Raw genomic sequence first — 12,301 nt, 5'->3', positions numbered from 1 at the left:
GCGCCGCGCCGGATCGCATAGCATCGCATGAATGCGTCAGGGCCGACTTCCCGATGGGTTCGGGGTGCGGATCGATCCACGCGTGCGCTCATATTCGGACGGCCGGGTTCTGATCGGTGGTTCACCGACTCGGATGCTGAAGCTCGCCCCGGCCGCCGCGGCGATGATCGGCGGTGACGGGTTCCTCGAGGTCAACGATCAGCAGACCGCCCAGGTGGCTCGACGCCTGCTCGACTCGGGTGTCGCCAACCCGCGCCCCCAGCTGCTTCCCGCCGTGGACGATGTCACCGTCATCGTCCCCACCCGCAACAACCGGGAGGGACTCGAACGGCTGCTCGGGGCGCTGCGCGGGCACCATGTGATCGTGGTGGACGACGGGTCCGAATCGCCGATCGACATCTCGGCATTCACCGGGGGCAGCGGCCGGATTTCGGTGCTGCGGCAGGAGATATCGCGCGGTCCGGCGGCCGCGAGAAACGTGGGGATGCGTTCGGCAACAACGGAATTCGTGGCGTTTCTGGATTCCGACGTGGTTCCGCGGGCCGGCTGGCTCGAGGTGATGCTCGGGCATTTCAGCGACCCGTCGGTCGTACTGGTCGCGCCGCGCATCGTGGCGCTCGACATCGAGTCGAACGATCTCGCCCGCTACGAGCACAGCCGGTCGTCCCTCGATCTGGGACCACGCGAGGCGGCGGTCCGCGCGCGCAGTGTCGTCTCCTACGTGCCGAGCGCGGCGATCCTGGCCCGGCGCCGCGTCCTGCTCGACGAGGGTGGCTTCGACGAGACGATGCGCGTCGCCGAGGACGTGGACCTGTGCTGGCGGCTCGAAGAATCCGGGTGGCGGTTGCGATACGAGCCGGCCGCGCACGTGGCGCACGACCACAGAGTGACGTTCCGGCACTGGTTCACCCGGAAAATGTATTACGGCACGGGCGCAGCTCCGCTCGGCGAGCGCCACGCCCGCGCGGTGGCGCCGTTGTCGGTATCCCCCTGGACCATCGCGGCCGCTGCGCTGCTCGCCACGCTGACCAAGTGGGGTGTGTTCGGAGCGCTCGTCGCGATGGGAACGACGGTGTTCCGGCTGCGCCGGACGTTCGTGGAGTTGGACCAACCGACCCGTGTCGCGGCGATCTACGCCGCCCGTGGGTTCGGGTCCGGGCTGTGGCAACTCGCCTCCGCAGCATGTCGGCACTACTGGCCGGTGACCCTGATCGCGACGCTGTGTTCGAGCCGGATCCGGCGCATCGCCGTCGCGCTTGCCATCGGCGAGGGTATCGCAGACTGGTTGAAGCACAGGGAAACCGGTGGACTCGACCCGGTCCGCTACATCGCCTACAAGCGCCTCGACGATCTCGCCTACGGAGCCGGACTCTGGCGCGGCGCCGCCCGGGCACGCAGCGTCGAGGCACTCAAGCCCACCTTCGGTGGCTGACTACCTGATCGTCGGGGGCGGCAGCTGCGGCAGCGTGCTCGCAGCCCGGCTCAGCGCGTTGCCCGGCGCCGAGGTCACGTTGCTCGAGGCCGGGCCCGCATGGCTGCCTGCGGAGGTGCCCGCCGAACTGGTCGATCCCGCGGCATTGCCGATCGGGCCGGATTCGAGGTGGGTCAGGCATTTCCCGGTCGCGCTCGCCGACGGCATCTCGGGCGCGGTGCCGCGGGGGCGTGTGCTCGGTGGGTCGAGTGCGGTGAACGGGTGCTACTTCGTCCGTGCGACGCCGCGTGACTTCACCGGCTGGCCTGCGGGGTGGTCGTTCGACGAGGTGTTGCCCGCGTTCCGGCGCTCGGAATCCGACCGGGACTTCACTGACGACGTGCACGGCACCGCGGGTCCGATTCCGGTGCGGCGCGAGCCGCCGGAGCGCCTGTCCGTGACGAGTGCTGCCTTCACTCGAGCGTGCCTCGACGCAGGCCACGCGTATTGCGCGGACCACAATGCGCCCACCGCCTCCGGTGTCGGTCCGGTTCCGTTGAATGTCGAGGGCGGCCGTCGAATCAACGTTGCGGCAGCCTATCTCGCGCCCTTGGCCGAGCGCGCGAACCTGCGGATAAGTGGATCGACGCGCGCGCTCGGGATCGTTTTCCACGGCAGTAGGGCGATCGGGGTACGTGCGGTGCGCGGTGGCGTCGAAGAGTTCATCGCCGCCGATCACGTCGTGCTCTGTGCCGGTGCGATCGAATCCGCGCAGTTGTTGCTGTGCTCGGGTGTCGGTGCGCCCGCCGGGCTGCGCGCACTGGGGATCGCGGTGGTCGCACCGTTGGCCGGGGTGGGGACCGGATTGGCCGACCACGCCGAGATCGGCGTCCCGTACCGACTGCGGGCCGGGCTCGACGACGGATCGGTCCCGGTGCTGCAGTCGATGCTCAACGACAGCACCGTCGAACTCCGGCCGTACACAAGGTCGTTCGAACACCTCGCCGATACGGTGCACGAGCCACGCCGGATGCTCGGTCTCGCGCTGATGGCACCGGAATCGCGCGGAACGCTGTCGCTGGCCACCGCGGACCCGGCGCAGGCGCCGGTGATCGCCTATCGCCATCTCGATGCCGCGTCCGACCGCGCGGCGCTGCGCGCGGCGTCCGAGGTCGCCCGGGATGTCCTCGAGCGGATGCGCGCCGCCGGGGTGGTGGCCGAAATCGATCCGGACTACGCGCCGCATGACGACTGGCTGCGCGCGCGCCTGGGCACCTCGCAGCACATGACGGGGACATGCCGGATGGGGACGGCCGACGATCCCCTGGCGGTAGTGGGGGCGGACTGCCGGGTGCACGGCGTCGACGGTCTCTCCGTGGTCGACGCGTCGATCGCGCCGACTCCGATCAGCCGTGGCATCCATGCGACCGCGGTGATGATCGCCGAGCGTGCGGCGGAACTGATGGCCAAGGATGCGGGGGCACCCCCATCGGGGGGTAGTTCGAGTGTGTCGGGGGTCACTACTCTTTTGAGCTGAGGGCCTGCGGCCGGAAGGAGACCACGATGTCTACGGCACTACCCAGCTACGTTTCGGGCATTTCGGACAAGCCGATGCTCGGTGACACGATCGGCGACAACTTCGATCGGACGGTCGCGGCATTCGGGGACCGGGACGCGCTGGTCGAGCACGCGTCCGGGCGCCGGTGGACATATCGGCAGTTGGCCGACGAGGTCGACACCTTGGCGCTGGGGCTGCTCGCCGCGGGCGTCCGGAAGGGCGACCGGGTCGGGATCTGGGCACCCAACTGTGTCGAGTGGGCCGTCGTGCAATACGCCACGGCAAAGATCGGCGCGATCCTCGTCAACATCAATCCCGCCTACCGGTCGCATGAACTCGAATACGTGCTCAACCAGGCGGGCGTCGCGATGATCGTCGCCGCGCCGTCGTTCAAGACCTCGGACTATGCCGGGATGATCGCCGAGGCGGCACCGAAGTGTGCCGGGCTCGAGCAGGTGGTGCTGCTCGGCTCGCCCGAGTGGGAGCGACTCTTCGAGCAGGGTCGCGCCGGTGACCGTGACGAATTGCGGCGGGCGCAACGGGAACTCTCCGCAGACGACGCAATCAATATTCAATACACCTCGGGCACAACGGGTTTCCCGAAGGGTGCGACGCTCAGCCACCACAATATCCTGAACAACGGGTACTTCGTCGGCGAACTGTGCGGGTACACCGAAAGCGACATCGTGTGCATCCCGGTGCCGTTCTACCACTGCTTCGGAATGGTGATGGGCAACCTTGCGTGCACGAGTCATGGTGCGGCGATGGTGATTCCGGCTCCCGCATTCGATCCGAAGGAGACCCTGTCCGCCGTGGCCGAGCACGGTTGTACCTCGCTGTACGGGGTGCCGACGATGTTCATCGCGGAGCTTTCCGATCCGAGTTTCGAGTCCCACGATCTGTCCACGCTGCGCACCGGGATCATGGCCGGCTCGCCGTGTCCGGTGGAGGTGATGAAACAGGTGCTCGAGCGGATGGGGATGAGCGAGGTGTCGATCTGCTACGGCATGACCGAGACCTCGCCGGTGTCGCTGCAGACCCGGCGCGACGACTCACTCGTTCAGCGCACCGCGACCGTCGGCACCGTCGGCCCGCACCTCGAGGTCAAGATCGTCGATCCCGCCACCGGATTGACGCTGCCCCGTGGCGAGGCGGGCGAACTGTGCACGCGCGGCTACTCGGTGATGCTCGGCTACTGGGAGAACGTCGAGAAGACGAACGAATCGATCGACAGCGCCCGCTGGATGCACACCGGCGACATCGGCGTGATGGATTCCGATGGTTACGTGGCGATCACCGGGCGCATCAAGGACATGGTGATCCGCGGCGGCGAGAACATCTACCCGCGCGAGATCGAGGAATTCCTCTACACCCACCCCGACATCCTCGACGCACAGGTGATCGGTGTGCCGGATGCCAAGTACGGCGAGGAACTGATGGCGTGGATCCGGATGCGCGAGGGAACGACACCGCTGGACGCGGACGCGGTGCGGGCCTTCTGCACGGGAAAGCTTGCGCACTACAAGATCCCGCGCTACGTGCACATCGTCGACGAGTTCCCGATGACCGTGACCGGCAAGGTGCGCAAGGTCGAGATGCGCGATGTCTCGGTGCAGCTCCTCACCGACTGAACGGAACCGTTCCGTCGATCAGATCGACTGAACGGTTCCGTTCAGTCGATAGCGAGGGTGTGCGCTGCGCGAAGTAGGCGAGCTCGCGGCGCGGTCAGGACGACTCGGCTACCGGAACCTTCGCGAGATCGCGCCAGCCCGCGAGAACCTTGTGCACCTCTTCGGCGCCGTGCAAGGGGTATGGGGGTGCGGGCAGGTGCCCGGGATACAGCAGGAAGGCGGTGCTCTGCGGACCACCCATCCCGCCGTGCGAGCCGACCTGTTCCTCGAACGCGGCGATCTCGTCGGTTTCGGGCCAGTATGCGCCGCCCACCATGATATCGGCGACATTGTCGAAGGCGTCTGTGCGGCGGATCTTTTCGAGCGCATCGCGACCGAATCCGGCGAGCGGGTTCGCGCCGGTGACCGTGCCGGTTGCCATGTCGATCTCGCCGCCGTTGCCGAGCACGACCGATCCGCCGCCGGGTTTGGCGACGAGCAGGAAACCGATGCCCGGATGCACGCGCAGCCCGTCGAGCAGACCCGGATGGGCGTCCTCGATCGCGGCGGTGTCGGCCCGACCGGGGAGGGTCGGGAAGCTGATCAACCCGAGGTTGCCCGAGCCGAGGACCACGGGCGCTCCCTCGGGAACGGCCGGCTCCTCGGTCGCGGTCGTCGAGTGCACGCTCGCCGCCGCATACGCGCGTCCCTCGGCGCCGGCCTGACGATGCGCTGCGTCGGTGGGCGCCGCGGCCCCAGCCTGGGGACGCCCACAAAGCCGCATTACGAGCGCTTCCAGTGTCTCGTTGTAGCGCTGCAGGAACGTTGCGCCCTGGCTCTGACCGTGGTCGGACAGCAGCACCACGTGGTAGGACCGGTCGGCCTGGTCCACGACGGCGAGCAGCATGTCGATCACATCATCGAGTTTGGTGAGCACCGCGAGTGTCTCCGGCCGGGAAATGCCGGAGTGATGCGACACCTCGTCGTAGCCGATCAGGTCGAGGTAGATGATGCTGCGCCCCTTGATGAGATCCCCGACGACCGCCGCAACGGTGACGTCGGTGGCGAGCACCGTCGCGAATGCGCGCACGAACGGATACACCCCGCCGCGTGGCACACGGGGCCGGATATCGCGGCGCCGCTGCCGCAACGACTGCCGCAGTTCCCGTTGAATCTCGGCGAACATGCGGACGAACGTGCGCAGCGCGCTGGCCGGATCGGCGAAATACGAGCGGTACCCGGCACCGCCGCCAAGTTGCGCGCCGCGCATGCGACTGACCACGAGCACGTTGTCCTCGGCGCCGCCGGTGAACAGGTTGCCGCGGCTCGCCCCGTCCTCCGAAAGCAGCCCGGGCAGGTCGGCGCGCTCCAACTCGCGCTCCTCGTTGCTGCGCGGGTCGCTGAAAACGGAGATCAGGCCGGTGGTCTTGTCGTACCAGCGGAACGCGGGAACGTTGTGGTTCGAACCGTGCAGCACACCGAGCTGCGTGGCGCCGGTCTGGCTGCTCCAATCGGTGTGCCATGGCATCAACCGGTGCGTTTCGCGGACCAGCCGCGCGATCGAGGGCGTGACGCCATCTGCGATGGCCCGGCGCAATACGTCGTAGCCGAGGCCGTCGATCTGAATGCACAGCAGGCCCGGGCTCGCATCGGCAGCTTCGGGCTTGCGGCGCAATCGAAAACGCTGGCGACGCACCTGCATCACCCGATACGAGGTGTCCGAGCGGGAGGCGATGGCGCCGGAAACCACCGAGCTGAACAATGACAACAGCGCCGCCATCACGAACGCCGCGATCGGGTCGTTCACCGACGCCACTGGGACCAGATAGAGCGTGAAGAACATGATCGCACCCGCCGAAACGAAGACGATCACGAAGAGCAGCACCGGACCGAGCCAGGCCATCGAACGCACGATCAGCGGCCACAGCACCGCGTTCAGCACGCCGAACACCAACGCGAGCACCAACGCCGCGGGCAGCGTTTCCCAGTCCGTGATGCCGTAGTCGACCGGGTCGAGCGTGATCCCGTCGAGCGCCCAGTCCAGTACGAGGATCGCCAAGGCCGACGAGAGCCACAGCACAAGGAATTCGATAAAGACGCGCAAGACTCCGGCAGTCGTCCGCATGGCATCCTTTCGTCCGTCTTGGGATCGTAGTGGTGTGGACGACGTAGCGGACGACTCCGGAGCGGCCTTCGCGGGTCCGGGAATGCGCTGGCTCGGCCATGCGACCACCCTGATCGCCGACCGCGGCACCGTCGTGCTGACCGATCCGGTGCTCACTCCGCGCGTCGCACATCTGCGTCGTCGCCGAGGGCTTCCGCCGACCGGGCCGCATGTCTTCGACCCCGACGTTGTGGTGCTGTCGCATCTGCATGCCGACCACACGCATCTGCCGTCCCTGCGGATGATTGCCGACGACGTGCCGATTGTCGTTCCCCGGCGTGCGCCGGACGCGGTACCGGCACTTCGGGCGGTCGGATCCCGGCTCATCGAGGTCGAGCCGGGCGACACCGTGCAGATCGGCGGCGTCACCATCCGGGCGGTGCCGGCGGCGCACGACGGTCGGCGCTGGCGTCGCGGCCCGCACACCACCGCGGCCCTCGGGTACGTCGTGTCCGGCGATTCGCAGACCTACTTCGCCGGGGACACCGATGTGTACCCCGATCTCGGGCAGTGGGTGGCGCATGCCGATCTCGCGTTGTTGCCGGTCGGAGGCTGGGGTCCGACGCTGGGCGCGGGCCATATGGATCCGCAGCGCGCGGTCCTCGCCGCGCAGACCATCGGTGCACGGCGCACGGTCCCGATCCACTACGGCACGTTGTGGCCGATCGGCATGGATTCGGTGCGGCCGGGCAAATTCTTCGGTCCGGGAGCGGACTTCGTGCGGCGGGCACGCAGGGACGGTCTCGACGTCTGCGAGCTGCTCCCCGGCGACTATCTCGGCGGGCAGTTCCGGACGTGACCCGCGTTACAGTGGTCGAATACGCAACAACCGGGTAGGTCTCGCGCCCGAGGCGGTCGTCGAGTGCCGGCAGGTGGGAAGAAGATCTTGATGTCGATCGAGCGTTCGCAACCTGCCCGCCAGTGGGCCGCGACGCGCCCCGGTGACGATCTCGCGCAGCTCGCCCAGAAGGTTGCCGCGGCACACCGGTCGTTCGTGGAGAGCGCCGATGCTGCGGGGGTACGTGCGGTCGTCAGGGATTCCTGGCTGCGTAGCGACCGTGGCGGGGTCAGTCCGGATTCGCTGGCCGAGCAGTCGGTCCTGTCGGGTGTCGACCTAGACCGATATCGTTCCGCACACCCGATGGCGCTCATCCGCCCGGTCATCGACAAGTTGCTGGTGGAGGATCTCGCCGAATCCGGGCTCATCGTGGCGATCACCGACGAAAACGGCCGTCTGCTCTGGGTCGAGGGGGACAGCGCCGCCAAGGACCGCGCGGTACGGATGAACTTCGCCGAGGGCGCGGATTGGAGCGAGCGCAGCGCCGGCACCAACGCACCCGGCACCGCGCTCGCCGTCGACCACGGGGTGCAGATCTTCGAAGCCGAGCATTTCAGCCGCGCCGTGCACGAATGGAGTTGCTCGGCGGCGCCGGTGCACAACCCGAACACCGGGCAGATCCTCGGCGCCATCGACATCACCGGCGGGCCGCGCGTCGCCGTCCCGGAGGTGCTCGCGCTGATCCGGGCCACGGTCGCGACCGTCGAGTCCGAACTGCGTTTCCATCTGCTCGAACGTCCGCACCTGTTCGATTCGGAAACGCCGCGGGTCGAGTTTCTGTGCACCGCGACGCCGACGATCATCCGGGGCGGGCAACCGTCGCCGCTGCAGCGCAGGCATGCCGAGATCCTGCTGCTGCTCGGCGCGCATCCGGAGGGACTGAGCGCCGAACAGTTGGCGGTATTGCTCGACGAGCACGAACTCGACGCCGTGACGATCCGCGCCGAGGTGTCGCGGCTGCGCAAAGTGTATGGCGCCGAAGGGCTTTCGTCGCGCCCATATCGGCTTCGCGCGCCGGTCAACTCCGACGTGCGCGATGTGTGCGACGCACTCGACCGCGGTGACCTCGAGCGGGCCATCGGGCTCTACCGCGGGCCGGTGCTGCCCGCGTCGGACGCCCCGGGGGTGGTCCGGATTCGCGCGGACCTGCGTGAACAGATGCGTGCCGCGATGCTGCGCGCGGGCGATCCCGGGCAGCTCGGACGCTGGCTCGCGACCCCGGAGGGACGCGAGGACAGCGAACTCTGGGCGGTGTACCGAGCGGCCCTGGATCCAGGGTCGACGGCATTCGCTCGTGCATCGGCGCGGATCGCCGTGCTCGATCGCGAACTCGGCAGCTGAATCCTCGCTCCGCTCGGGTAGGCCTGAACTCACGCCCAACGTTGTTGCAACGTTCGAGTCCCTATGGTCCGGGTCACAGCGCTTCATCAACTGCGGCGCTTCACCACGCCATCGAGGAGTTCGCATGACCGTCTACGCACGCCCCGGCGCACCGGAATCGCTGATGTCGTTCCAGCCCCGCTACGACAACTGGATCGGGGGCGAGTGGGTTCCGCCGACGAACGGCCAGTACTTCACCAATCCCACCCCGGTCACGGGCGAAAACTTCTGCGAGGTGGCGCGTTCCACCGCCGAGGACGTCGAGAAGGCGCTCGATGCCGCGCACGCCGCGGCCCCGGCGTGGGGTAAGACGTCGGTGGCCGATCGCGCCGTGATCCTGAACAAGATCGCCGACCGGATCGAGGAGAACCTCGAGGCAATCGCGCTCGCCGAGTCCTGGGACAACGGCAAGCCGATCCGCGAGACGCTGAACGCGGATATCCCGTTGGCAGTCGACCACTTCCGCTACTTCGCGGGCGCCATCCGCGCGCAGGAGGGCTCGCTGTCGGAGATCGACGACGACACGGTGGCCTACCACTTCCACGAGCCGCTCGGTGTCGTCGGTCAGATCATTCCGTGGAACTTCCCGATCCTGATGGCGGTCTGGAAGTTGGCACCCGCCCTGGCTGCCGGCAACGCGATCGTGCTCAAGCCCGCCGAGCAGACGCCCGCCTCGATCCTGTTCCTGTTCGACGTGATCGGCGACCTGCTGCCACCCGGTGTGGTGAATATCGTCAACGGTTTCGGCACCGAGGCGGGCAAGCCGCTCGCGTCGAGCAACCGGATCGCGAAGATCGCCTTCACCGGTGAGACCACCACCGGCAGGCTGATCATGCAGTACGCCAGCCAGAATCTGATCCCGGTCACGCTCGAACTCGGTGGCAAGAGCCCGAATATCTTCTTCTCGGATGTGTTGGCCGCCAACGACGACTACCAGGACAAGGCGCTCGAGGGCTTCACCATGTTCGCCCTCAACCAGGGTGAGGTGTGCACCTGCCCGTCGCGTTCGCTGATTCAGGCCGACATCTACGACGAGTTCCTCGCCATGGCCGCGATCCGCACCAAGGCTGTTCGGCAGGGCGATCCGCTCGACACGGACACGATGATTGGTGCGCAGGCCTCCAACGACCAGCTCGAAAAGATCTTGTCCTACATCGAGATCGGCAAGGGTGAGGGTGCTCAGGTGCTCACCGGCGGTGAGCGTGCACAGCTCGGTGGCGACCTCAATGGCGGCTTCTACGTGCAGCCGACGATCTTCACCGGCCACAACAAGATGCGGATCTTCCAGGAGGAGATCTTCGGACCAGTGGTGTCGGTGACGTCGTTCGACGACTACGACGAGGCCATCTCGATCGCGAACGACACCCTCTACGGTCTCGGCGCCGGAGTGTGGTCGCGCAACGGCAATGTCGCCTACCGCGCGGGCCGCGACATCAAGGCGGGTCGCGTGTGGACCAACTGCTATCACCAGTACCCGGCACACGCCGCGTTCGGTGGGTACAAGCAGTCCGGCATCGGTCGCGAGAACCACCGCATGATGCTCGACCACTACCAGCAGACCAAGAACCTGCTGGTGTCCTACTCGCAGAAGGCCCTCGGCTTCTTCTGATGAGCCGTGCTCGCGTGGTGTCCGCGCCGCGACTGGTAGCCACCGCGGGGGCGATGGATCTGTTGCGTCGCCTCCGCGGTGGCTACGGTCCGCTGATGATGCACCAGTCCGGTGGTTGCTGCGACGGTTCCGCGCCGATGTGTTACCTGGATGGGGAATTCATCGTCGGCGACCGCGACGTGCTCGTCGGTGTGCTCGATCTGCGACTGGCACCCGGTGCGGTCCGGACCGACACGCCGGAAGGTGAAGATGCTGTGCCGGTGTGGATTTCGGGCCCGCAGTTCGAGGCCTGGCGGCACACCCAGCTGATCCTCGACGTGGTGCCCGGCCGCGGCTCGGGATTCAGCCTCGAAGCGCCGGAGGGCTTGCGCTTCCTCAGTCGTGCGCGGGCATTCACGGCAACGGAGACCGCCGCCCTCGACGCCGAACCTTCGATCACCGGGGCGGACTGGGAGCAGGGCAGGCGGCCGGCGCCGGCTGCCGAACCCACTGTGGTCGCCGAGGCTGTGGAAGCCTGTCCGGTACCGAATCGATAGCAGTGCGTGTTTGCTGCGGGGTACCGTCGGGGTAGTGACTGGGCACAGTCGACGGCATCGTCGTCGATTGGGCAGAGTCGACGGCATCGTCGCCGTCGCGTGGACTCGGAACGGAGCGGCCCATGTGGGACATCATCGGCACCATCATCTTCGGCGCGGTCATCGGTGTTCTGGCCCGGCTGGTGCTGCCGGGCAAGCAGCCGATGGGTTTTCTGATCACGGTCCTCATCGGTATTGCGGGCGCGTTGATCGGATACTGGGTTTGGGGCGCGATCTCGGACGAGGGTGACACGTCCGGAATCGATTGGATCCGCTGGATCATCAGCATCGCCGTCGCAGCCGTGCTGTGCCTCGCCTACGGCTCGATCGCCTCGCGAAGTAAAGCCGGATAGTAGCTAGCGGACCACATCTCGGCCCCGGGCGATCAGCTCGGGGCCGAGCTGGGTTCGAGGGTCCAGTGCCGCGAATGCCATGCGCTGCAGCACCTTTCGGCTCGTTACCGGATCGGCGGGATCGGCGCTGTGTGGCGTCGAGTTGATCAGTCCGAATGTCCCGTGCGCCATTACGCGCGCCGCGGAATCGTCCAGGCTGCTGTCGATCCGGCGCAGCACGTCGACCCAGATCTCCACATAGCGGCGCTGTGTCACCCGCACTTCGCGGCGTGCCTCGTCGGGCAGCGAGGTGAGCTCGCGATCCTGCACCCGGATGAGGTCCGGCTCGCCGAAGGCGAAATCCAGGTGAAACTCGACCAGGCCGATGAGGGCGTCGTGCGCGTCGCTTGCGCCGGCCGCCACCGTCGTGCCGCCATCCAGGAGACGGTGGCTGATATCCACCAACAGCGCAGCGAGCAGCGCATCTTTGTTCGGGAAGTGCCGGTACACGGCCGGACCGCTGATTCCGGCCGCCGCGCCGATGTCTTCGAGTCGCACCCCCGCGAAACCACGTTCGGCGATGAGACGTGCCGCTGCGCGCAACAACTGCCTGCGCCGGTCCGCCTTCGCGCGCCCACGCACGGTCAGTGGCGGGTCGGGGATCGGCTCGGTGCCTGTCACTGCCCTGTCCTCGTCACTGCCCTGTCCTGTCCTCGTCACTGCCACATCCTGCCAATGCCGCGGGTGGTCGCGAGGGTGGCCTGTACAAACCGGGCGCGCCCAGCTAACCTCATTTCAGTTATTCTATATTAACTCAAACTTGG

The 12,301-nt window shown here is 67.3% G+C and carries 10 protein-coding genes; 8 read left to right on the top strand and 2 right to left on the bottom strand.

What is annotated here, in order from left to right:
* The first annotated feature begins 31 nt into the window (after positions 1 to 31).
* The 3 genes from mftF to OG921_RS00095 are packed head-to-tail and all read left to right on the top strand — an operon-like array spanning position 32 to position 4,600.
* Positions 32 to 1,432, top strand: coding sequence for a mycofactocin biosynthesis glycosyltransferase MftF (gene mftF, locus OG921_RS00105; protein WP_266110323.1), 1,401 nt, complete (start codon positions 32 to 34; stop codon positions 1,430 to 1,432).
* Positions 1,425 to 2,948 (top strand): mycofactocin system GMC family oxidoreductase MftG, encoded by a 1,524-nt coding sequence (gene mftG, locus OG921_RS00100; RefSeq protein WP_266110322.1) that lies wholly within the window; start codon positions 1,425 to 1,427, stop codon positions 2,946 to 2,948. The genes mftF and mftG overlap by 8 nt, the downstream gene beginning before the upstream one ends.
* A gap of 26 nt (positions 2,949 to 2,974) precedes the next feature.
* Positions 2,975 to 4,600, top strand: a complete 1,626-nt coding sequence (locus tag OG921_RS00095) for an AMP-binding protein (RefSeq protein ID WP_266110321.1) — start codon at positions 2,975 to 2,977, stop codon at positions 4,598 to 4,600.
* 94 nt (positions 4,601 to 4,694) lie between these two features.
* On the opposite strand, the gene OG921_RS00090 is transcribed toward OG921_RS00095, so the two are convergent.
* Positions 4,695 to 6,704, bottom strand: a complete 2,010-nt coding sequence (locus OG921_RS00090; RefSeq protein WP_266110320.1) for a phage holin family protein — start codon at positions 6,702 to 6,704, stop codon at positions 4,695 to 4,697.
* Positions 6,705 to 6,786: 82 nt separating this feature from the next.
* Between OG921_RS00090 and OG921_RS00085 the strand changes: the two genes are divergently transcribed.
* The 5 genes from OG921_RS00085 to OG921_RS00065 all read left to right on the top strand — a co-directional run bounded on the left by OG921_RS00085 (position 6,787) and on the right by OG921_RS00065 (position 11,498).
* On the top strand, positions 6,787 to 7,542 hold the full coding sequence (locus OG921_RS00085; RefSeq protein WP_266110988.1) for an MBL fold metallo-hydrolase: 756 nt from the start codon (positions 6,787 to 6,789) through the stop codon (positions 7,540 to 7,542).
* 90 nt (positions 7,543 to 7,632) lie between these two features.
* Positions 7,633 to 8,922, top strand: coding sequence for a transcriptional regulator (locus OG921_RS00080; RefSeq protein WP_266110319.1), 1,290 nt, complete (start codon positions 7,633 to 7,635; stop codon positions 8,920 to 8,922).
* A 124-nt stretch (positions 8,923 to 9,046) separates the two neighbouring features.
* On the top strand, positions 9,047 to 10,570 hold the full coding sequence (adh, locus tag OG921_RS00075) for an aldehyde dehydrogenase (protein ID WP_266110318.1): 1,524 nt from the start codon (positions 9,047 to 9,049) through the stop codon (positions 10,568 to 10,570).
* Entirely contained in the window at positions 10,570 to 11,106 is a 537-nt protein-coding gene (locus OG921_RS00070) for a DUF779 domain-containing protein (protein WP_266110317.1), read from the top strand. Before adh ends, OG921_RS00070 begins: the two co-directional genes overlap by 1 nt.
* A gap of 122 nt (positions 11,107 to 11,228) precedes the next feature.
* The gene (locus OG921_RS00065; RefSeq protein WP_266110316.1) at positions 11,229 to 11,498 is read left to right on the top strand and encodes a GlsB/YeaQ/YmgE family stress response membrane protein; all 270 of its coding nucleotides are present in this window, start codon (positions 11,229 to 11,231) and stop codon (positions 11,496 to 11,498) included.
* 3 nt (positions 11,499 to 11,501) lie between these two features.
* Here the strand turns inward: OG921_RS00065 and OG921_RS00060 are convergent, their stop codons facing one another.
* Positions 11,502 to 12,158 carry a TetR/AcrR family transcriptional regulator gene (locus tag OG921_RS00060; RefSeq protein WP_323182663.1) on the bottom strand — a complete coding sequence of 219 codons (657 nt, stop codon included), beginning with the start codon at positions 12,156 to 12,158 and terminating at the stop codon, positions 11,502 to 11,504.
* Positions 12,159 to 12,301: the final 143 nt, after the last annotated feature.

This window comes from Aldersonia sp. NBC_00410 (assembly GCF_026342035.1).
GTDB lineage: Bacteria > Actinomycetota > Actinomycetes > Mycobacteriales > Mycobacteriaceae > Aldersonia.
This window is presented reverse-complemented; position numbering and strand designations above follow the sequence as displayed.

Coding starts and splice junctions, on each gene's coding strand:
- OG921_RS00070 (WP_266110317.1), top strand. CDS start 10,570: ATGAGCCGTGCTCGCGTGGTGTCCGCGCCGCGACTGGTAGCCACCGCG.
- adh (WP_266110318.1), top strand. CDS start 9,047: ATGACCGTCTACGCACGCCCCGGCGCACCGGAATCGCTGATGTCGTTC.
- OG921_RS00095 (WP_266110321.1), top strand. CDS start 2,975: ATGTCTACGGCACTACCCAGCTACGTTTCGGGCATTTCGGACAAGCCG.
- mftF (WP_266110323.1), top strand. CDS start 32: ATGCGTCAGGGCCGACTTCCCGATGGGTTCGGGGTGCGGATCGATCCA.
- OG921_RS00090 (WP_266110320.1), bottom strand. CDS start 6,704: ATGCGGACGACTGCCGGAGTCTTGCGCGTCTTTATCGAATTCCTTGTG.
- OG921_RS00085 (WP_266110988.1), top strand. CDS start 6,787: ATGCGCTGGCTCGGCCATGCGACCACCCTGATCGCCGACCGCGGCACC.
- OG921_RS00065 (WP_266110316.1), top strand. CDS start 11,229: ATGTGGGACATCATCGGCACCATCATCTTCGGCGCGGTCATCGGTGTT.
- OG921_RS00080 (WP_266110319.1), top strand. CDS start 7,633: ATGTCGATCGAGCGTTCGCAACCTGCCCGCCAGTGGGCCGCGACGCGC.